Raw genomic sequence first — 19,494 nt, 5'->3', positions numbered from 1 at the left:
TAGAGGAAGACGGTGCTTTCGATAGCGAATATCAATCGAAAAGCCTTCAAAGCATCACAATGACAACTTGAAATAGACGGCGACACCCCCGATATTCCAACCCAAGGGAGGCATTCCGCGTCCCATCCGAACATATGATCTCCTGGAGGAGCCAAATGGCACAATTCGACGCCCTGCAGACAGGTGCGATTTCCGGCGCCCGCGCCGCAGAGATCGACCAGGGTCTGCGCGCCCATATGAACAAAGTCTACGGCACGATGTCCGTGGGCATGCTGATTACCTTCGCCGCCGCCTGGGCCCTGTCCGGTTTGGCCGTGACGACCGACGCCGGTGTCGGCGTGGCACAGCTTTCGGCCGACAAATATCTGACCGATCTGGGCTATGCGCTTTACGCGTCGCCCCTGAAGTGGGTCGTGATGTTCGCGCCGCTGGCCTTCGTCTTCGGTTTTTCCGCGATGATCAACAAGATGTCCGCCGCGACAGCGCAGGTCGTGTTCTACGCCTTTGCCGCCGTCATGGGCATCTCGATCAGCTCGATCTTCCTGGTGTTCACCGGCACATCGATCGCGCAGACGTTCCTCGTGACGTCGATCGCCTTCGCGGGTCTGTCGCTCTATGGCTACACGACCAAGAAGGACCTGTCCGCCATGGGCACCTTCCTGATCATGGGTGTGATTGGCCTGATCGTCGCGATGATCGTCAACCTGTTCATCCAGTCCGGTCCGCTGGGCATGGCGATCTCGGCGCTCGGCGTCCTGATCTTCGCTGGTCTGACGGCCTACGATACGCAGAAGATCAAGACCGAGTACCTGCAGCACGCCGTTCACGCCGACAGCGAATGGCTGGGCAAGGCTGCCATCATGGGCGCGCTGAGCCTCTACCTCGACTTCATCAACATGTTCATGTTCCTGCTGCAGTTCATGGGCAACCGCGAATAAAGCAGATGACATGACCGTAATCGGGCCGTCCTTTGGGGCGGCCCTTTTTCGTTTGGAGGAACGGATCGAAGGGTTCATCCTGACACGACCCCGTCCAAGGAGCATGCCATGAAGATCGACTACGTCGAGTTCACCTCTCCCGCGCTGGAAGAGACTCAGGGCTTCTTTGCCAAGGTGTTCGACTGGTCCTTCGTCGACTACGGGCACGACTATCGCGACATCAAGGATGCCGGCATCGGCGGCGGGATCGAGCGGGGCGATCTGCGGCCGCCGTTGATCGTTCTGCGCTCGAATGAGCTGGAGAGCGATCTGGCGAAGGTGCGCAACGCCGGCGCGACCATCACGAAGGAGATCTTCGATTTCCCAGGAGGTCGCCGTTTCGAATTCACGGAGCCCGGTGGCACCGCCATGGCCGTCTGGTCCGAAGGCTAGCGCTTGAACAAACGTCCTTCACCCTGCGCCCGCGGGCGGTGCACATGGGCCGACTGCACGATGCCGAAGGCCAGCATCAAGACCAGCATCGCCGACCCGCCATAGCTGACCAGCGGAAGGGGAACGCCCACGACCGGGGCCATGCCCATGACCATCGACATGTTGACCGCAAAGAACAGGAAGAACGCCACCGCGATGCCCAATGTGGCCAGGGATGCGAACCGATCCTTCATGCGCAGTGCCGACACCACGCAGAACGCGATGATCAGCATATAGAGCGCCAGCAGACTGACCCCGCCGATCAGGCCGAACTCCTCGGCCAGGGTGGTGAAGATAAAGTCGGTGTGTTTTTCGGGCAGGAAATTCAGGCGCGCCTGCGTGCCCTGCATGAATCCCTTGCCCGTCCAACCGCCCGACCCGAGCGCGATCTTCGATTGCGTGATGTGATAGCCCGCGCCCAGCGGATCGGATTCCGGGTCGAGGAACGTGTCGATGCGCCGATACTGATAATCCTTAATCAGCTGCCACGTCGTACCGCGCGATTGCAGGACCGCCGTCACCAGGCCCACGCCGGCCGCGATCACGGTGACGAAATAGGCCCAGTGGACGCCCGCCAGAAACATCACCGCCCCGCCGCCCGCCAGCAACAGGATCGATGTACCCAGGTCGGGCTGTTGCAGGACGAGCGCCGTCGGAAGGCAGATGATGACGATGGGAACGATCACCCAGATCGGCCGGCTGACCTTCGTCGCCGGCAGCCAGTCATAGTAAGCCGCCAGCATCAGAACCAGCGTCACCTTCATCAACTCCGACGGCTGCAAGCGCATGAAGCCAAGGTCGATCCACCGCTGCGCACCACCGCCCGACACACCGACGAATTCCACCGCCAGCAGCAACAGAACCGTCAGCCCGTACATCGCCGCCGAAATGTTGCGCCAGAACCAGATCGGGATCATCGCGACGATCATCATTACGCCCAGACCCAACACGAAGCGCTGCATCTGCGGCTCCGCCCAACGCCAGTCGCCGCCCGCCACCGAATAGAGGACGAGGAACCCGATGGACGCCACCGCCGTCACCAGAAGGACCAGACCCCAGTTGAGCGCCAGAACTTTGCCCAACCCGCTAGGTACGCGTGCGACGTTGTATTCGAGATAGCTCATCTCAGGCTTCCGACGTCCCGGCCTGCCGCACGACGGCCGGGTTGAGGGACAAGGCCGAAAGCCGTTCCTCGGCCGCGCCGCGCTGATCGCTGGGATAGGCGTCGAGGGGCGGAACGCCGCCGCTGAGTGCATAAAGCATCACGTCGCGCGCGACCGGGGCCGCCGCAGTCGACCCGCCACCGCCGTGTTCGATAACGACCGACACGGAATATTTCGGATCGTCATAAGGTGCATAGCCGACGAACAGCGCGTGGTCGCGCCGCTCCCACGGCAAATCCTCGTTGCGGCTGACGCCACGGGCGCGTTCGGCGGCGGTGATGTTGCGGACCTGGCTGGTGCCGGTCTTGCCCGCCCATTTCAAGCCGCCCATGTCGAACTTCGAGCGTCCGGCCGTGCCGCCGCGGGCGTTGACCACCTGGTACATCCCGTCGCGCGCCCGGTCGAGCCAGCTGCGCGGCAGATCCAGCGGACCCTTGACGCCCGACGCCTGCGCGACACCGTCGATCGTGCGCACGAGGCGCGGAGATACTTCCAGCCCGCTGGCGATCCGGGCCGTCATCACGGCCAGTTGCAGCGGTGACGCAAGCACGAAGCCCTGTCCGATCGACACGTTCAGACTGTCGCCGACCACCCATTCCTCACCCTTGATCCGACGCTTCCAGTCGCGGTCTGGGATCAGCCCTTGGCTCACCGATGTCATTTCGAGGTCGAACTGCGTGCCAAGGCCCAGCTTGCGGGCCATCTTGGAGATGTTGTCGATCCCGGCCTTCTGGGCCAATTCGTAGTAATAGACGTCGCAGCTTTCGCGCAGCGATTTCGCCGCATCGACCCAGCCGTGACCCGCCCGTTTCCAGCAGTGGAACCGACGGTTCGAAACGGTGGTGTGGCCAGGGCAATAGAACGTGTCGTTCGGGGTAATGACCCCTGATTCCAACCCCGCCAGCAGCGTGACCATCTTGAAGGTCGAACCCGGCGGATAAAGCCCCTGCACGATCTTGTTGTGAAGGGGGCGGTGATTGTTGTCGCGCAATTCGGCGTAGTCGGGCACGCTGATGCCGGTAACGAACTTGTTGGGGTCATAACTGGGCGACGACACGGCGGCGAGGACATCGCCGTTGCGCACGTCCATTACGACGGCGCTGGCGGATTCGTTGCCCAGACGGGCCTGGGTGAAATTCTGCAGGCCCGCGTCGATGGTCAGCTGCACATCGCCGCCCGACGTGCTTTCGGTGCGGCCCAATTCTCGCATGATGCGTCCGGCGGCGTTCTGTTCCACCCGGCGCGCGCCGGCCTTGCCGCGCAGCGTACCTTCCAACTGACGCTCCACCCCCAGTTTGCCGATCTGGAACTGCGGCGTTTGAAGCAGGGGATCGGGTTCCTCTGCGTCCGCGATGTCACGCTCGGACACGCGACCCACATAGCCGACGACATGCGCGTAGTCGGCCCCCAGTGGATAGACCCGGCTTAGCCCCACCTCGGGCGTGATCCCCTGCATGGCCGGCACGTTGACGGCGATCGTCGACAATTCTTCCCACGACAGACGGTCGGCGAGCGTCACGGCCTGATGCGGACGGCGGTCCATTTCGCGCAAGGCACGTTGCAGCACTTCTTCGTCCAGCTTCACGAGGCCGCGCAGCCGGGTGATGACGGCGTCCACGTCGTCCGCATCTTCCCGGATCATGGAAACGCGATAGATCTGTTCGTTGTCTGCCAGCTCCACGCCGTTGCGGTCGTAGATGATGCCCCGGCCCGGCGCGATCAGCCGCACCTTGATCCGGTTCTCCTCGGCCAGCAGCAGGAATTCGTCCGCCTGATCGACCTGAAGATGACGCATCCGGCCCAGCAGAAGCGCACCGAACCCCATCTGTGCGCCCCCCAGAAGAAGGGCGCGCCGGGAAATACGGCGGGTCGACAAGGATATGTCCTGTGCGTTGCGCTTCATGTCTGGCCTCGGTGCGTGAGCGTCGATCGTAGACGGCGGGTCGGCGTCAGGCGCGGGTCCCCAGAGAGTCGAGCTCGCCGGGGGCGAGCCGTCTCACCCCAATCACCTGCGAGAATACGGCAGTCGCCGGGTAAAAGACAATCGTCGCCAGTGCATGCAATCCTTGGCCCAGAACGGGCGGCGTCTCGGCAAGAAGCAGCACAAGCGCAAGGTGATCGACCAGATAGGCAGCCGTGATACAGGCCGCGACCAGGCCCGCCTCGGACCAGAACGGCAGCGCTTCGGTATGATCGACGCGGCGGCGGAGATATTCGCTCATCAGGATGAGAATAAGGGTCCATAGGCCCAGCGGACGCATCAGCAGCACATCGGCCAGGATCAGCACGATCAGCAACAACCAGACCGGCACATAATCGGGACGGCGCAAGATCCACGCGGCCATCAGGCAGACGATCAGGTCCGGTCCCGGAACCCCGCCCTCCCCCGCACCGAAAGGAAGCAAGGCGAAGAACACGATCGCCGCGCAAAGCATCGCGAAGATCGCGCGGTAGCGCCAGACCGCGCGCGTCGCCATCCGTCAGCCCCCGTTCACGGCGGACCCGGTGTCCGGCGCGTCTGCGGGGGCAGGTGGCCCCTGTTGCGGGCCCGGAGCGGGGGGCAGAAGCTGACCCGTGGTGCCGATGTCCGCTGCCTGCCGCGTGCGCAGGACGCGCAGAAATTCCAGCCGGCTGGTGTCGGCCGACAGGCGCACGCGCAGGCGCCCGTCTGCGCCGCGCACGACCTGTCCGACGGCCAGGTCGGGGGGGAACACCCCACCGTCCCCGCTGGTCACGATACGGTCGCCGGCGCGCACATCCTCGGGGTTTTCCACGAAGTCGAGCGCCGGCACGGCCGTCGTATCGCCCGCCAGGATCGCCCGCTTGCCCGACGGCTGGATCGTGACCGGCACCCGGCTGTTCCCGTCGGTCAGCAGCAGAACGCGGGCGGTGCGAGCCCCCACGCCCGAGATCCGGCCGACAAGCCCCAGCCCGTCCATCGCGGCCCAGCCATCCCTGATCCCATCGTCGCCACCGATGTTCAGAAGGACCGAGCGGCGGAACGGCGACCCGGAATCCGTCAACACCACACCGGTCACATAGGTCAGCTCCGGCGATAACCGCACCGAGTTGAGGTCCAGAAGGCGCGCGTTTTCCTGCTCCAGCTGAATGGCCGCCTCCCGCCAGGCCTTCATCTGCTGCAACTCCCGGCGCAATTCCTGGTTCTGATCGTAAACGCGGGCATAGCCTTCGAAATCCTGGATCAGGCGGCCCGCCCAGGTCACCGGAGCCAGGGCCCATTCGACGTTGGGCACGACCCGGTCGACCAGCGCCGCGCGAATGCGTTCGGCGCGCGGGTTGTCGATGCGCCACAGCAAAATCAGGGCGACAAGGACCACGCAGATGATCGCGATGAACAACCGCCGGAGCGGGCGGGCGTAGATGTCGTCGCCGGGCCGGTTTCGCGCCATGAGCGCCTCAGCTGTCGTAGTCGATGACGTGGCTCAACTGACGCTCGTATTCCAACGCCTTGCCGGTGCCCAGCGCCACGCAGTTCAGGCTTTCGTCGGCGACCGAGATATTCAGGCCGGTCTGTTCGCGCAGGGCGAGATCCAGCTCGCCCAGCAACGCGCCGCCGCCCGTCAGCATCACGCCCCGGTCCACAATATCCGCGGCCAGATCGGGCGGCGTCGATTCCAGCGCCGTCATGACCGCTTCGCAGATCTGCTGAACCGGCTCGGCCAGCGCTTCGGCGACCTGCGCCTGACTGATTTCGGTTTCCTTGGGAACACCGTTCAGCAGGTCGCGCCCGCGGATCCGCATCACCTCGCCGCGCCCATTTTCGGGCATGCGCGCGGTGCCGATCTCCTTTTTGATGCGCTCGGCCGTGGCCTCGCCCACAAGCAGGTTCTGATGCCGCCGCAGATAGGAAATCAGCGCTTCGTCCATGCGGTCGCCGCCGACACGCACGGACCGGGCATAGACGATATCGGCCAGCGACAGCACGGCGACTTCGGTGGTGCCGCCGCCAATATCGACAACCATGGAGCCGGTCGGATCGGTGATCGGCATGCCGGCCCCGATGGCCGCCGCGATCGGCTCTGCGATCAGGCCTGCCTTACGCGCGCCCGCCCCCAGGACGGACTGGCGGATAGCGCGCTTTTCGACCGGGGTGGCCCCGTGGGGCACGCAGACGATGATCTTGGGTTTGGTGAAGGTCGAGCGCTTGTGCACCTTGCGGATGAAGTGCTTGATCATCTCTTCGGCGGTGTCGAAATCGGCGATGACGCCTTCACGCATGGGCCGGATCGCCTCGATCGAGCCGGGCGTGCGGCCCAGCATCAGCTTGGCATCCTCGCCCACGGCGAGCACTTCCTTGCGACCATTTTTCGTGTGGTAAGCGACGACCGACGGTTCGTTCAGGACGATGCCCTTGCCCTTGACGTAGACCAGCGTGTTCGCCGTGCCCAAATCGATGGCCATGTCCGAGCTGAACAGGCTTCCGAAGATATTCATCTAGCGTTCCCCAAACCGTACCGCCCCCCGGAGCGACAGGCACGGGGAGGTTTGGTGCGGTTTAACGGAGGTGAGCGGCGGGGGGAAGGGTTCGGTTCGAGGGCGTGGGCGGAGGGTCGCGCAGTCGTGCGTTGACATGCTCCCGTCGATTAGTTCAGCGATGGGACCGTCTCAAGGCTGTCGGCTGTCAGCGTTCGATCAGTTTGAATTCTGGGCGGAAGAGCAACCAAGAGCATACCCGAATGTCATATGCCAGACCGCTCGGACCGGCATCGTTCAAGCCTCTTGCCCACCATTCGTCAGCCGCGAACTGAGCATAAATTTCGGGCGACGTCTCACGATAAACTTCCATTGTCGCGCGCGCTTCTGCCAGATCCGCTTCGAGCTTGACGCGCATCAAGCCAGCTTTCTTTGGGTCCAGAGAAACAAGAAATTTCTCCGTCTCGCTTGCATTCCAGAGGCCGTGTGCCAATCGGTCGTCGAGCAACTCCAGATCATCCGCTCTTTCATCGAACCCGTCCTGCATGAGCAGTTCTTGTGGATTCGACACAATCCAAGCGCGGAACTCTGTGACGGTCGCCACGTGTTCATCGAGTCCAACAATCGCCGCACCGCGCGTCGCCGAATCCACTCGTGCGAGAAGGTCTGACTGTCGGTAGTTTCCGGCGTACTGGGAAAAGCCGCCGTTCATCACTTCGTTGTGCAGTACCATGAGTTGACCGACGTCGATCCAGTCCGGATCGGGTCCGACCCGCCACCCGACGTCGTATCCAGCAAAATTGGGATCCGTGAACACCGCCTCGATCAAGGCATAAGGTGGTGCAGCGTCATGAAGTTGTTGCGTCACTTCAATCCGTACCATCTCACCCCACATCCTTGTATGAAATCTCCCGCGTATCCGTGCCGGCCTTCTCACGGCGTACCAGCAACCGATTGAGCGCGTTTACATAGGCCCGTACGCTGGCCACCACGGTGTCGGTATCGGCCGATGCGCCAGACACGATGCGTCCATCCTCCTCCATCCGCACCGACACGGTCGCCTGCGCGTCGGTGCCTTCGGTGACGGCCGACACCTGATAGAGTTGCAGGACGACGTCGTGGGGCACCAAAGCCTTGACCGCATTGAAAGCCGCGTCGACCGGGCCGTCGCCGGTGGCGGTCGAGGATTTGGCCTCCCCGTCGATGGTCAGCGTAAGCTCCGCCTCTTGTGGGCCGTCGGTGCCGCAGACGACGCGCAGGCGCTCGACCTTGATCCGATCCTCGCCCGAACGTTCCTCGTCCTGCATCAGGGCGATCAGATCGTCGTCGAAGATCTCTTTCTTCTGGTCGGCCAGTGTCTTGAACCGCACGAACACGTCGGCCAGCTGATTGGCCTCCACCTCATAACCCAGTTCGGCCAGCTTCGACTTGAGCGCGGCGCGTCCCGAATGCTTGCCCATGACCAGCGACGTCTCGGTCAGGCCGACATCCTCGGGGCGCATGATCTCGAACGTCTCGGCGTTCTTGAGCATCCCGTCCTGATGGATGCCGCTCTCGTGGGCGAAAGCGTTCTTGCCGACGATGGCCTTGTTGAACTGCACCGCGAACCCCGACACCGATGCCACCCGCCGCGAAATCGCCATCAGCTTGCGGCTGTCGACGCCGGTGGTGAACGGCATGATGTCGTGGCGCACTTTCAGGGCCATCACGACCTCTTCCAGCGCGGTGTTGCCCGCCCGTTCGCCCAATCCGTTGATCGTGCATTCGATCTGGCGCGCCCCGCCTTCGACCGCGGCCAGGGAGTTCGCCGTCGCCATGCCAAGGTCATTGTGGCAGTGGGTTGCGAAGATGACATCTTCGGCCCCCGGCACCTCCGCGATCAGACGACGGATCAATTCGGCGGATTCGTTGGGCGCGGTATATCCGACCGTGTCGGGGATATTGATCGTGGTTGCCCCGGCGCGGATCGCGATTTCGACCGTGCGCGCCAGATAATCCCATTCCGTCCGCGTCGCATCCATGGGGGACCACTGCACGTTGTCGCACAGGTTGCGGGCATGGGTGACCGTCTCGTGGATCTTGTCCGCCATCTCGTCGCGGGTCAGGTTCGGAATCGCGCGGTGCAGGGGCGACGTGCCGATGAAGGTGTGGATGCGCGGTGATTTCGCGTGTTTCACCGCCTCCCAGCAGCGGTCGATATCCTTGAAGTTGGCGCGCGCCAGGCCGCAGATCGTGGCGGTTTGTGCATTTTTGGCGATTTCCGAGACGGCGGCGAAGTCACCGTCCGACGCGATGGGAAACCCCGCCTCGATCACGTCGACGCCCATGTCGTCGAGCATCGCGGCGATCTCCAGCTTTTCGGCGTGGGTCATGGTCGCGCCGGGCGATTGCTCGCCGTCGCGCAGGGTGGTGTCGAAGATGACGACACGGTTGTCGGGGAAAGTGGTCATGGCGAAGTCCTGAAGTTGATTGATCCGGTCCGGCGCTGCATCCCTCCTGAGCGGTCGCGCCGAAAGGCACGCTCAGGAGCGGGTAAGAAGCAGGTCCAGGATCAATCGGCTCTTCGTCATGGACCTAAGGATACGCGAAGCGGATCGGATGTGAAGCCCCGAATTTAGAACATCATGCAATCGGCGCCCGGCGGCAGCGGGGCCGACCCTTCGGGCAGGGTGGGCACATAGTCGAAGGTCACGATCTCCGCGCCGCCGTCGAAGGCGACGAACAGCTGACCCGACCCCGGCCGGATCGCCACGCCTTCGGGGTCGTCGCCGAATTCAAGCAGGGATGCGCGGTTGAGGAACCTGCCGTCCGCGTCGAATTCGTACAGGCTGTTCGATCCTTCGCGGTCGTCCACGATCAGCATGTGACCGGTGCGCGGGTCGATGGCGATGCCCTGCGCCTCGCTCAGCGGAGGGTCCATTTCCATGGTGTCGATCCGCTGTGTCAACCGGCCGTCAGGCGTGAACCACGACAGCCGCTCGGGGTCGTCCTCCACCGTCACCAGACGCCCGTCGGCGGCCACGGCGATGCCTTCGGTGTCGGCCCATCCGTCCTGTAGGCCAAACGGCTCCCCCAACGGCTCACCGTCTTTTGTCACGCGCTGCAACATCCCGGCTCCGTCGCCTAGGATCAGGTGATCGCCCTCGACCGCGATCGCCTTGATGCGGATCATATCGCTGCCGATCCGGCGCAACTCGTCCCCGTCCAACGTCTGCAGAACGGCTTCCGGTCCTTCGTTCGCGATCCAAAGGCCGCAGAACGTTGGGTCGTAATCCAGGCTGGCGGGGCGGTTCAGCGAATACCGCCCGGTCTCCACCAACTCCAGCGCGGCGGCGGGCGGGGCCAGACAGGCCGCGATCAGGCAAAGCGTTCGGGCGGGCATCGGCATCCTCCGTATGCCCCGAATGATGCGTGTCTGCGGATCACCGGTCAATCGACATCGCCCGACTGGACCACGCCCGCGACCCTCCTAGGTCGCCTTCCATGAAACATGCACTGATAATCGGCACATCCGGTGGCATCGGGGCGGCGCTGGCCGACCACCTTGCCGCCAACCACGACGTGACCCGCCTCTCCCGTTCGGAAACGGGTCTCGACGTGACGGACGAAGCGTCGGTCCAGGCGGCCCTCGCCGACATCGCCCCCGTCGACATCGCCTTCGTCGCCACCGGCATCCTGATGCCCGACGGGGAACGCCCGGAAAAATCGCTCGACGCGGTGACGGCGGCCAATATGGCGCGGACCTTTGCCGTCAACGCCATCGGCCCGGCGCTGGCCCTTAAGCACCTGTCGCCGAACCTGACCGACACCGGGCGCGTGGGCGTGCTGACGGCGCGCGTCGGCTCCATCGGGGACAACCGGATGGGCGGTTGGTATTCCTACCGCGCAGCCAAGGCAGCGGCCAACCAGATCACCCATGGTGCCGCGATCGAGATCGGACGTCGTCGCAAGCAGACGGTCGTCGTGGCCCTGCATCCGGGCACCGTCGAGACGGCCTTCACCGAAGGCTACACCGCGCCGAAGGTCGATGCCGCGACCAGTGCGGCGAACCTGATCGACGTGCTGACCACGCTGACACCCGAAGACACGGGTGGGTTCTTCGACTACGCCGGAAAGCGGATCGAATGGTGACGCGCCTGATCCTGGTGCTGGGCGATCAACTGTCCGATGACCTGTCCGCCTTGCGCGAAGGCGACAAGGACCGCGACGTGGTCGTCATGGCCGAGGTGCAGGCCGAGACGGATTACGTCCCCCACCACCCCCGCAAGATCGCCTTCCTGTTCGCGGCCATGCGCAAGCACGCCGCGCGTCTCAAGGCCGACGGCTGGACCGTGCGTTACACCTGCCTGGACGATGCGGAGAACACCCACTCCATTCCCGGAGAGCTTCTGCGCGCGGCGCAGGCCACCGGCGCAGAAGAGGCGATCGGGACCAAACCGGGCGAATTCCGCCTGATCGCCGCTCTGGAGGATGCGCCGATCCCCGTCCACCTGTTTCCCGACGACCGGTTCCTGTGTTCACACCGCGAATTCGAGGATTGGGCCGAAGGCCGCAAGGAATTGCGGATGGAGTGGTTCTACCGCGAAATGCGGCGCAAGACCGACCTGATGATGGACGGTGACAAGCCGGCGGGCGGCAAGTGGAACTACGACCACGACAATCGCAAGAAGGCGCCCAAGGGCTTGACCCCGCCCGGTCCCCTGCGCCACGCGCCCGACAAGGTGACCGAAGATGTGATCGAATTGGTCCGCGCGCGCTTTGGCAACCGCTACGGATCGCTCGACGACTTCTGGTTCGCCACCGACCGCGACGGGGCGCTGGCCAGCTTGGCGCATTTCATCGACGTCTCGCTGCCGACCTTCGGCGACTATCAGGACGCGATGGTCACCGGGCAGCCGTTCATGTTCCATGCGCTGCTGTCGCCCTACATCAACGCGGGGCTGCTGGGCTGGCGCGAAGTCTGCGACGCCGCCGAGGCCGCGTGGAAATCGGGCGATGTGCCGATCAACGCCGCGGAAGGTTTCATCCGTCAGATCATCGGCTGGCGCGAGTACATTCGCGGCATCTATTTCCGCGAAGGCCCCGATTACACCTCCCGCAACGTGCTCAAGGCCGACCGGCCCCTGCCCGAATTCTACTGGACAGGCGACACCGATATGCACTGCATGTCCCAGGCCATCACCACCACCATGCAGGAGGCCTACGCCCATCACATCCAGCGGCTGATGGTGACGGGCAACTTCGCCATTCTGGCAGGCCTCAACCCGCAGGACGTGAGCGACTGGTACCTGGTGGTCTATGCCGATGCCTACGAATGGGTAGAGGCGCCGAACGTGATCGGCATGTCGCAATTCGCCGATGGCGGCGTGGTCGCGTCCAAACCCTATGTCTCGGGCGGCAATTACATCAACAAGATGTCCGATTACTGCAAGACCTGCGCCTATTCCGTCACCACCAAGACGGGCGACGGGGCCTGTCCGTTCAACCTGCTCTACTGGGATTTCCTGAACCGGCATCGTGAACGATTTCAAGGCAATCCGCGGATGGCGCAGATGTACCGAACGTGGGACCGAATGGACGAGGACCGGCGCGGAACAGTGCTGGCGGATGCCGCCGCGATCTTGTCGGAACTGGATGCGGGCAACCGCATCTGAGGCACGACATCACCGCCGTTATACCCGACATGCGCCCCAATTGTGCCGCGGGATTGGTTCACAAACGGGGACAGTAACGTTCTCCGAGGTTCCAACATGCAGCTCGACCGCCTGATGGTAAAAACCATGACCCGCATCGCCCGAACCGGCATCGCCGGACTGCGCGCCCCGTCGCCCGCCGAAGGGAACGCTCCCGCCAAGGCGGTCAAGGGCGACCTGCGCGGATCGGGCAGCTGGGCCAACGAATGGGCCGGGGCCAGATCGGCAATAGCGCGGGCCAAGGCCATCGCCAAACCCGCCAAGGCGCGCACAGACAAAGGGGCCATGTCCGCTGACCCCATTCCCGAAGGCACGATCACCGCGCGACCGTTGATGTCGACGCGGGACGTGAAACTGCACAACTGGATCCTCGACCGGTTGGAGGCCGAGGCCCCCTGCTGCACGCTGCACGTCGGCGTGGCGCTCCATTCGTTTCTGACGGCTGCCACGGCACACGACGGGTTCGACCCGTTGAACGGCTTGGCCGCAGACATGCTGATCGTGGACGAAACGGGTCAGCCGATCGCGGCCATCATCCGCGAAAACACGCCCAACCCATCCCGGCACCTGCTGCTGATCGACGCGCTGCTGGACGCAGATATTCCCATCGTCGACATTCCGGTGCGCCCGTCGCTCGCCACGCTGTGGCAGGCCATATCCGAAACGCTGCCCAAGGCCTGATCCGACCGGATCGGACCGCCTAGCCGTCGTTGCCGGCGGCCGCAGGCCCGGCCGGCGCTTCGGCCCCGCCGACCGCCGGCGCGTCGGATGTGACCGCCGGCACCGGCGCGTCCCTTTGTTCCAAATCGCCGTCGTCCCATTGCCCGGTCTCGACCTGTCCAGTTGCATAACGCATCGTGCCGGGGCCTTCACGGCGGCCGGCCACGAACGATCCGGTATAGACGTCGCCGTTGGCATAGGTCGCGACACCTTCACCGTCGATCTCTCCGTCCTTCCAGCCGCCGGTATAGCTGAAGCCGTCGGACATGGTGATCGTCCCTTCGCCCGCGCGCTGGCCGTCGACGAAGCCGCCTTCGTAGATCGTGCCGTCCGCATAGGTCGCGCGGCCCTGACCGTCGCGCAGCCCTTCGGCCCATTCACCCTCGTAGCGGTAGCCATCGGTAAAGGTCATCACGCCGGTGCCGTGGTTCTGCGCGGCCTTGAAGCTGCCTTCGTACACCAGACCGTTGGGATAGACCGCGCGGCCCTCCCCTTCGATCACGCCATCCACCCAGTCGCCCTCATAGGTGGCGCCGTCGATATAGGTGATCTTGCCGGTGCCATGCGCCAGGTCATTGGCGAAGCCGCCGACATAGATCGATCCGTCGGGGTAGGTGACCTCTCCAGTCCCCTCGATCCGTCCGTCGACCCATCCACCGGTATAGCGGTATCCGTCGGTGCCCCGGAACGTCCCCTGCCCGTGGCGGCGGTCATCCAGGAACGCGCCCTCGTAGATGTCGCCATTGGCATACGTGACGACGCCCTGCCCCTCGCGCTTGCCCGCGACCAGCGTGCCTTCGTAGACATCGCCGTTCGCCTGTCGCAGGGTGCCTGTCCCGTTGATCTGCCCGTCCTGCCATTCGCCCTCATAGACCAGACCGTCGGGCGTCCGCAGCGTGCCCTGCCCCGCACGCACGTTGCCGGCCATCTGTCCTTCGTAGGTCGATCCGTCGGGATAGGTGATGCGCCCCTGCCCTTCCTTCTGACCCGCGACCCAGCCGCCTTCGTAGCGGTAACCGTTGGGCGCCTCCATCACGCCCTGACCGTCGTGGATCGCGTTGGTGAAATCCCCGGTATACCGCGTGCCGTTGGCGTAATCGGCCATGCCCGCGCCTTCGATGCGCCCGTTGACCCATTCGCCGGTATAGGTGGCACCATCGGCAAAGGTGATCGTGCCCTCGCCATTGGGTTCCCCCTTGGCGAACTGGCCTTCATAGATGGAGCCGTCGGGAAACTGCGCCCGGCCCTGACCCACGATTTCACCGTCCGACCACTCGCCGGTATAGGTATAACCCGACGGCAGGGTATAGGTCCCGGTGCCGTCCTGCTTGCCGTCCACGAACGTGCCCTCATAGACGCCGCCGCCGTCGTATTGCTTGGTGATGACTTCCTGCGCGGCAGCACCCTGCGCAATCATGCCCGCCATCACCGCCCCGATCAGCTTCATCATCCTGCGTCCCCTCGCCCCGTTCGTGCCCCGCACGCTAGGCAAACTGCGCGGCTGGGGCAACGGGGGATGCGGCACTTAGACATCTCTCGGCGCTTCCCCCCACTTGGTGGGCGCGCTAGGTCCGGCAGAATACGGCCGAGGAGGGCCCCGAATGACCGACACGTTCCGCCTGACGCTGGCCCAACTGAACTCCACGATGGGCGATCTGGAGGGCAATGCCGACCGCGCGCGGGCGGCCTGGCGCGCGGCGCGGGACGCCGGATCGGACATGGTCGCCCTGCCCGAAATGTTCCTGACCGGATACCAGCCGCAGGACCTGGTGCGCAAACCGGCCTTCGTCGCCGACGCCCGCGCCGTCCTGAACCGGCTGGTGGCCGATTGCGCCAATGGTCCCGCCCTGGGGCTGGGGCTGGCCCATTGGCCCGAAGGGGAGGAGAAGCCCTTCAATTCCTGGGTCGTGGCCCAGGGCGGCAAGATCGTGGCCGAAGTGCACAAGCATCATCTGCCCAACTACAAGGTGTTCGACGAAAAGCGGTACTTCACCTCCGGCGACATCTCGGGGCCCTATACCGTCGGGCCCGTTCGGATCGGCACGCCCATCTGCGAAGATGCCTGGTTCGACGACGTGACCGAGACGTTGGCCGAAACGGGGGCCGAGATCCTGCTGGTGCCCAACGGCTCGCCCTATTTCCGGGGCAAGCAGGATGTCCGCTACGGTCACATGGTCGCACGCACGGTCGAGACGGGGCTGCCGCTGGTTTACCTGAACCTTGTCGGGGGGCAGGACGATCAGGTGTTCGACGGGGCCAGCTTCGTGCTCAACCCCCACGGGACGCTTGCCCAGCAGCTTCCGTCCTTCGTGGAGGATTTGCGCCATGTCGCGTTTACCCGCACCGCAGACGGCTGGATCGCGGACGAGGGCGAAAAGGCCGTGCAACCCCACGGCCCCGGCGCCGACTACGAAGCGATGGTCGTCGCGCTGCGCGACTATATGGCAAAGGCCGGTTTCGACCGCGCGATCCTGGGCCTGTCGGGCGGCGTGGATTCGGCCATCGTGGCCGCCATCGCAACCGATGCATTGGGCCCGGAAAACGTCCACTGCATCATGCTGCCGTCCGAATATACCTCCGAGCACAGCCTGGAGGATGCGCGCGGCGTGGCCGGGCGGCTGGGCTGCAAATTGGACACGTTGCCAATTTCCGGGCCGCGCGCCGCCGTGACCGACGCCCTGGCCCCATTGTTCGACGGCACGGCCCCGGACCTGACCGAAGAAAACATCCAGTCGCGCCTGCGCGGCCTGCTGCTGATGGCGATGTCCAACAAGTTCGGGGCGATGCTTCTGACGACGGGCAACAAGTCGGAGGTCGCCGTGGGCTATGCCACGATCTACGGCGACATGTCGGGCGGGTACAATCCGGTCAAGGACCTCTACAAGACCGACCTGTTCGACGTCTGCCGCTGGCGCAATGCCAACACCGTCCCATGGTTCAAGGGCCCCGACGGGGAAGTCATGCCGGTCCGGGTCATCGACAAGCCGCCCACAGCCGAATTGCGCAACGATCAGAAGGACGAGGATAGCCTGCCGCCCTATCCGGTGCTGGACGACATCCTGAAACGCCTTATCGACGAGGAACAATCGGTGGCCGACGTCGTGGCCGCCGGGCACGACCGGGATACCGTGAAACACGTTGAACGGCTGATCTATCTGTCGGAATACAAACGCTTTCAATCCGCGCCCGGTGCCCGCCTGTCGCAGCGCGCCTTCTGGCTGGACCGCCGGTATCCGATCGTGAATCGCTGGCGCGACCCGTCGTGACAATGCGGGGCACAGCCGCGCCACCCGCAAATCGATGAGGGGACATTCATGAGCATCTTCCATCTCGCCTTCAACATCGGCGACCTCGACACCGCGCGCGCCTTCTACGGCGACCTGCTGGGCTGCACCGAGGGGCGGTCGACCGACACCTGGGTCGATTTCGATTTCTTCGGCCACCAGATTTCCCTTCACCTCGGCGAGCCGTTCGCCCATCGACCGACCGGCAAGGTCGGCGATCACATGGTCCCGATGCCGCATTTCGGCGTGCTGCTGCAGATGGACGCCTGGCGCGTCCTGGCCGACCGCCTGAAAGCGGCGGACGTCGACTTCGTCATCGACCCCGTCTTGAGGTTCGAAGGGGAGCCGGGCGAACAGGCGACGATGTTCCTGCTGGATCCGTTCGGAAACCCCCTGGAATTCAAAGGTATGCGCGACCTTTCAGGGGCGTTCGCGACATGATCCGCGTGCTTTTCGCTGCGAAACCGGAGGTTTGGCAATCCTATCGCGACGTTCTGCCGACCGCGTTCGCGGATCATGGTCTCGCGGCGGAAATCGTACAGCTCACCGACCCGCACGATCCCGCGACGATCGATTGGATCGTCTATGCTCCGAACTCGGAGCTGCAGGACTTCACGCCTTACGCGACGCTCAAGGGTGTCCAGACGCTCTGGGCGGGGGTGGAGCAGGTGGAAGGCAACCGGACCCTGACCGCCCCGCTGATGCGCATGGTGGACGATGGGCTGACGCAGGGCATGGTGGAATGGGTGACGGGGCATGTCTTGCGCCATCACCTCGGGATGGATGCGCATATCGATGGCGCGGCATGGGCCCCGGTGGCCCCGCCACTGGCGGCCGACCGGCCCGTCGCGATGCTTGGCATGGGCGTGCTGGGCGCGGCTTGCGCTCGGGCATTGGCAACCCTCGGCTTTCCGGTCACGGGCTGGTCGCGCAGCCCCAAGGCCGTAGCGGGCGTCCGGTCGGTGACGGGGCGCGATGGATTGCGCGACGCGCTGTCGGGTGCGCAGATCGTCGTGCTGCTGACGCCGCACACGGCGGCGACCGAGAACCTGATGAACACCGAAACGCTAGGCTGGATGCGCGACGGCGCGGCCCTGATCAATCCGGGGCGCGGTGCGCTGATCGACGATGCGGCCCTGCTGGCCGAATTGCCGCGGTTGGGTCATGCCACGCTCGACACGTTCCGGGTCGAACCGCTGCCGCAGGACGATCCTTATTGGGTCCACCCGAAGGTGACGGTGACTCCGCATATCGCCTCGGCCACGCGGCCTGCTTCGGCGGCGCGGGTGGTGGCCGAAAACATCCGGCGAGGGGAGGTCGGAGATCCGCTTCTTCACCTCGTGGACCGAAGCGCGGCGCTGGCGTAAGACCTGCGCGACCCGAGCCGGAGGATGCCATGAGACTGACCCCACTTGCCCAGGGCCTGCCCGCCTCCGTCCCTTTCGTCGGCCCGGAAGCGCAGGAGAGGGCGCGGGGCGCGGCCTTTGCAGCGCGGCTTGGGGCCAACGAAAGCGTCTTCGGCCCGTCCCCGCAGGCGGTCGCGGCGATGGCGGACGCCGCGCGCGACGCCTGGATGTACGGCGACCCCGAGGCGCATGATTTGCGCGCCGCCCTTGCCACCCACCACGGCATTCCGGTCGCGAACGTGGTGCCGGGCGAAGGGATCGACGGGCTTCTGGGCTATCTCGTCCGTTTGCTGGTCGGGCCGGGCGATGCAGTCGTCACCTCCGCCGGGGCCTATCCGACGTTCAACTATCACGTCGCGGGATACGGCGGGACACTGCACACCGTGCCGTTCAAAGGTGATCACGAAGACCCCGAAGCCCTGCTGGCGCGCGCGGCGAAGGTGGACGCAAAGCTGATCTATCTGTCCAACCCCGACAATCCCATGGGCAGTTGGCACGGAGCGGACGTGATCCGGGACATGATCGCGCGGGTGCCCGAGGGCTGCGTCCTGTGTCTTGACGAGGCATATGCCGACCTGGCCCCGCCGGGTACCGTTCCGCCGCTGGATGTCTCGGACCCGCGGGTGATCCGGATGCGGACGTTCTCCAAGGCACACGGACTTGCGGGCCTGCGCGTCGGATATGCTCTGGGACATGCCGATCTGATTCAGGCTTTCGACAAGGTGCGCAACCATTTCGGCCTGGGGCGTGTGGCGCAGGCAGGCGCGCTGGCGGCCCTGGCCGACGCCGACTGGCTGGCGGAGGTGCAGGCCCGCGTGGCGCAGTCGCGCGACGCCATCGCCGCAATTGCGGCGCAGCACGGCCTGACGCCGCTGCCATCGGCCACCAATTTCGTGACGGTGGAGTGCGGGCGGGACGGGGATTTCGCGCGCCGCGTCCTTGCGGCGCTGATCGACGCGGGCATCTTCGTGCGGATGCCGGGCGTCGCGCCGCTGGACCGTTGCATTCGGATCGGATGCGGCACCGCCGCTGACATGGATGCGTTGCGCGAAGCGTTGCCACGGGCGCTGGATCGGGCGAGATCGTGACTTTCCTGACGGCGTGACTGCGTTACACTCTGACCCGACAGGAGGCGGGCGATGCGCGACGACGGACGACTGGAGCGGGTTCAGGATTACACCAATGCCTTTCTGGGCACGTTCTACCTGATTCTGCTGACGACCTTGATCCTGATCTGGGGGGTCTGGGGTTATCCGATGGCGCTTGCGATCGGGGCGATCCTGCACTTGGGGATCAGACGCTGGAGTCTGCGCCGCGCCGCGGCCGAAGCCGCTTGGGATGCGCGCGTCCGGGACGTTTTGGCCCGGCGTCGCAACAACGGGTAG

Annotated in this window: 19 protein-coding genes; 10 read left to right on the top strand and 9 right to left on the bottom strand. The window is 64.8% G+C overall.

Annotation, left to right across the window (positions count from 1 at the left end):
- The first annotated feature begins 155 nt into the window (after positions 1 to 155).
- Positions 156 to 938, top strand: coding sequence for a Bax inhibitor-1/YccA family protein (locus tag JDO7802_RS03500; RefSeq protein ID WP_055082610.1), 783 nt, complete (start codon positions 156 to 158; stop codon positions 936 to 938).
- A gap of 108 nt (positions 939 to 1,046) precedes the next feature.
- A complete protein-coding gene (locus JDO7802_RS03495) occupies positions 1,047 to 1,370 on the top strand; it encodes a VOC family protein (RefSeq protein ID WP_055082608.1) in 324 nt (107 codons plus the stop codon).
- Here the strand turns inward: JDO7802_RS03495 and rodA are convergent.
- The 8 genes from rodA to JDO7802_RS03455 form a co-directional block, all read right to left on the bottom strand.
- The gene (rodA, locus tag JDO7802_RS03490; protein WP_055082606.1) at positions 1,367 to 2,533 is read right to left on the bottom strand and encodes a rod shape-determining protein RodA; all 1,167 of its coding nucleotides are present in this window, start codon (positions 2,531 to 2,533) and stop codon (positions 1,367 to 1,369) included. The two genes, JDO7802_RS03495 and rodA, sit on opposite strands and share 4 nt — an antisense overlap.
- A gap of 1 nt (position 2,534) precedes the next feature.
- The gene (gene mrdA / locus JDO7802_RS03485) at positions 2,535 to 4,475 is read right to left on the bottom strand and encodes a penicillin-binding protein 2 (protein ID WP_055082604.1); all 1,941 of its coding nucleotides are present in this window, start codon (positions 4,473 to 4,475) and stop codon (positions 2,535 to 2,537) included.
- A gap of 46 nt (positions 4,476 to 4,521) precedes the next feature.
- On the bottom strand, positions 4,522 to 5,049 hold the full coding sequence (locus JDO7802_RS03480) for a hypothetical protein (protein ID WP_055082602.1): 528 nt from the start codon (positions 5,047 to 5,049) through the stop codon (positions 4,522 to 4,524).
- Positions 5,050 to 5,052: 3 nt separating this feature from the next.
- Positions 5,053 to 5,982 carry a rod shape-determining protein MreC gene (mreC, locus tag JDO7802_RS03475; RefSeq protein WP_055082600.1) on the bottom strand — a complete coding sequence of 310 codons (930 nt, stop codon included), beginning with the start codon at positions 5,980 to 5,982 and terminating at the stop codon, positions 5,053 to 5,055.
- Positions 5,983 to 5,989: 7 nt separating this feature from the next.
- The gene (locus JDO7802_RS03470; protein WP_055082598.1) at positions 5,990 to 7,027 is read right to left on the bottom strand and encodes a rod shape-determining protein; all 1,038 of its coding nucleotides are present in this window, start codon (positions 7,025 to 7,027) and stop codon (positions 5,990 to 5,992) included.
- Positions 7,028 to 7,214: 187 nt separating this feature from the next.
- Positions 7,215 to 7,901: a DMP19 family protein gene (locus JDO7802_RS03465; protein WP_144430495.1), complete on the bottom strand. Its 687-nt coding sequence runs from the start codon at positions 7,899 to 7,901 to the stop codon at positions 7,215 to 7,217.
- Entirely contained in the window at positions 7,891 to 9,456 is a 1,566-nt protein-coding gene (locus JDO7802_RS03460) for a 2-isopropylmalate synthase (RefSeq protein WP_055082594.1), read from the bottom strand. Before JDO7802_RS03460 ends, JDO7802_RS03465 begins: the two co-directional genes overlap by 11 nt.
- A gap of 164 nt (positions 9,457 to 9,620) precedes the next feature.
- The gene (locus tag JDO7802_RS03455) at positions 9,621 to 10,388 is read right to left on the bottom strand and encodes an SdiA-regulated/phytase-like domain-containing protein (protein ID WP_055082592.1); all 768 of its coding nucleotides are present in this window, start codon (positions 10,386 to 10,388) and stop codon (positions 9,621 to 9,623) included.
- A 101-nt stretch (positions 10,389 to 10,489) separates the two neighbouring features.
- Between JDO7802_RS03455 and JDO7802_RS03450 the strand changes: the two genes are divergently transcribed.
- The 3 genes from JDO7802_RS03450 (at position 10,490) to JDO7802_RS03440 (ending at position 13,380) form a co-directional block, all read left to right on the top strand.
- The gene (locus JDO7802_RS03450; protein ID WP_055082590.1) at positions 10,490 to 11,137 is read left to right on the top strand and encodes an SDR family NAD(P)-dependent oxidoreductase; all 648 of its coding nucleotides are present in this window, start codon (positions 10,490 to 10,492) and stop codon (positions 11,135 to 11,137) included.
- Positions 11,131 to 12,660 (top strand): cryptochrome/photolyase family protein, encoded by a 1,530-nt coding sequence (locus JDO7802_RS03445; protein ID WP_055082588.1) that lies wholly within the window; start codon positions 11,131 to 11,133, stop codon positions 12,658 to 12,660. The genes JDO7802_RS03450 and JDO7802_RS03445 overlap by 7 nt, the downstream gene beginning before the upstream one ends.
- A 126-nt stretch (positions 12,661 to 12,786) precedes the next feature.
- Positions 12,787 to 13,380 carry a hypothetical protein gene (locus JDO7802_RS03440; protein ID WP_187298086.1) on the top strand — a complete coding sequence of 198 codons (594 nt, stop codon included), beginning with the start codon at positions 12,787 to 12,789 and terminating at the stop codon, positions 13,378 to 13,380.
- A 19-nt stretch (positions 13,381 to 13,399) separates the two neighbouring features.
- Here JDO7802_RS03440 and JDO7802_RS03435 read toward each other — a convergent pair whose 3' ends face one another.
- Positions 13,400 to 14,869, bottom strand: a complete 1,470-nt coding sequence (locus JDO7802_RS03435) for an MORN repeat-containing protein (protein ID WP_083480990.1) — start codon at positions 14,867 to 14,869, stop codon at positions 13,400 to 13,402.
- 151 nt (positions 14,870 to 15,020) lie between these two features.
- Between JDO7802_RS03435 and JDO7802_RS03430 the strand changes: the two genes are divergently transcribed.
- The 5 genes from JDO7802_RS03430 to JDO7802_RS03410 are packed head-to-tail and all read left to right on the top strand — an operon-like array spanning position 15,021 to position 19,494.
- Positions 15,021 to 16,685 (top strand): NAD+ synthase, encoded by a 1,665-nt coding sequence (locus JDO7802_RS03430; RefSeq protein WP_055082584.1) that lies wholly within the window; start codon positions 15,021 to 15,023, stop codon positions 16,683 to 16,685.
- Positions 16,686 to 16,733: 48 nt separating this feature from the next.
- Positions 16,734 to 17,144: a VOC family protein gene (locus JDO7802_RS03425; RefSeq protein WP_055082582.1), complete on the top strand. Its 411-nt coding sequence runs from the start codon at positions 16,734 to 16,736 to the stop codon at positions 17,142 to 17,144.
- On the top strand, positions 17,141 to 18,070 hold the full coding sequence (locus JDO7802_RS03420) for a 2-hydroxyacid dehydrogenase (protein ID WP_055082581.1): 930 nt from the start codon (positions 17,141 to 17,143) through the stop codon (positions 18,068 to 18,070). Before JDO7802_RS03425 ends, JDO7802_RS03420 begins: the two co-directional genes overlap by 4 nt.
- A 29-nt stretch (positions 18,071 to 18,099) precedes the next feature.
- Positions 18,100 to 19,197, top strand: coding sequence for a pyridoxal phosphate-dependent aminotransferase (locus tag JDO7802_RS03415; RefSeq protein WP_055082579.1), 1,098 nt, complete (start codon positions 18,100 to 18,102; stop codon positions 19,195 to 19,197).
- Between the two features lie 51 nt (positions 19,198 to 19,248).
- Positions 19,249 to 19,494, top strand: a complete 246-nt coding sequence (locus JDO7802_RS03410) for a hypothetical protein (RefSeq protein WP_055082578.1) — start codon at positions 19,249 to 19,251, stop codon at positions 19,492 to 19,494.

It is taken from the genome of Jannaschia donghaensis, from assembly GCF_001403795.1.
In the GTDB taxonomy this organism is placed as follows: domain Bacteria; phylum Pseudomonadota; class Alphaproteobacteria; order Rhodobacterales; family Rhodobacteraceae; genus Jannaschia; species Jannaschia donghaensis.
This window is presented reverse-complemented; position numbering and strand designations above follow the sequence as displayed.

Bases quoted from the DNA above. Each gene is read 5' to 3' on its own strand.
- JDO7802_RS03465 (WP_144430495.1), bottom strand. From the start codon at position 7,901: ATGTGGGGTGAGATGGTACGGATTGAAGTGACGCAACAACTTCATGAC.
- JDO7802_RS03460 (WP_055082594.1), bottom strand. From the start codon at position 9,456: ATGACCACTTTCCCCGACAACCGTGTCGTCATCTTCGACACCACCCTG.
- JDO7802_RS03470 (WP_055082598.1), bottom strand. From the start codon at position 7,027: ATGAATATCTTCGGAAGCCTGTTCAGCTCGGACATGGCCATCGATTTG.
- JDO7802_RS03480 (WP_055082602.1), bottom strand. From the start codon at position 5,049: ATGGCGACGCGCGCGGTCTGGCGCTACCGCGCGATCTTCGCGATGCTT.
- JDO7802_RS03410 (WP_055082578.1), top strand. From the start codon at position 19,249: ATGCGCGACGACGGACGACTGGAGCGGGTTCAGGATTACACCAATGCC.
- JDO7802_RS03450 (WP_055082590.1), top strand. From the start codon at position 10,490: ATGAAACATGCACTGATAATCGGCACATCCGGTGGCATCGGGGCGGCG.
- JDO7802_RS03500 (WP_055082610.1), top strand. From the start codon at position 156: ATGGCACAATTCGACGCCCTGCAGACAGGTGCGATTTCCGGCGCCCGC.
- JDO7802_RS03440 (WP_187298086.1), top strand. From the start codon at position 12,787: ATGACCCGCATCGCCCGAACCGGCATCGCCGGACTGCGCGCCCCGTCG.
- JDO7802_RS03455 (WP_055082592.1), bottom strand. From the start codon at position 10,388: ATGCCCGCCCGAACGCTTTGCCTGATCGCGGCCTGTCTGGCCCCGCCC.
- JDO7802_RS03495 (WP_055082608.1), top strand. From the start codon at position 1,047: ATGAAGATCGACTACGTCGAGTTCACCTCTCCCGCGCTGGAAGAGACT.
- mrdA (WP_055082604.1), bottom strand. From the start codon at position 4,475: ATGAAGCGCAACGCACAGGACATATCCTTGTCGACCCGCCGTATTTCC.
- mreC (WP_055082600.1), bottom strand. From the start codon at position 5,982: ATGGCGCGAAACCGGCCCGGCGACGACATCTACGCCCGCCCGCTCCGG.
- rodA (WP_055082606.1), bottom strand. From the start codon at position 2,533: ATGAGCTATCTCGAATACAACGTCGCACGCGTACCTAGCGGGTTGGGC.
- JDO7802_RS03415 (WP_055082579.1), top strand. From the start codon at position 18,100: ATGAGACTGACCCCACTTGCCCAGGGCCTGCCCGCCTCCGTCCCTTTC.
- JDO7802_RS03425 (WP_055082582.1), top strand. From the start codon at position 16,734: ATGAGCATCTTCCATCTCGCCTTCAACATCGGCGACCTCGACACCGCG.
- JDO7802_RS03430 (WP_055082584.1), top strand. From the start codon at position 15,021: ATGACCGACACGTTCCGCCTGACGCTGGCCCAACTGAACTCCACGATG.
- JDO7802_RS03445 (WP_055082588.1), top strand. From the start codon at position 11,131: ATGGTGACGCGCCTGATCCTGGTGCTGGGCGATCAACTGTCCGATGAC.
- JDO7802_RS03435 (WP_083480990.1), bottom strand. From the start codon at position 14,869: ATGATGAAGCTGATCGGGGCGGTGATGGCGGGCATGATTGCGCAGGGT.
- JDO7802_RS03420 (WP_055082581.1), top strand. From the start codon at position 17,141: ATGATCCGCGTGCTTTTCGCTGCGAAACCGGAGGTTTGGCAATCCTAT.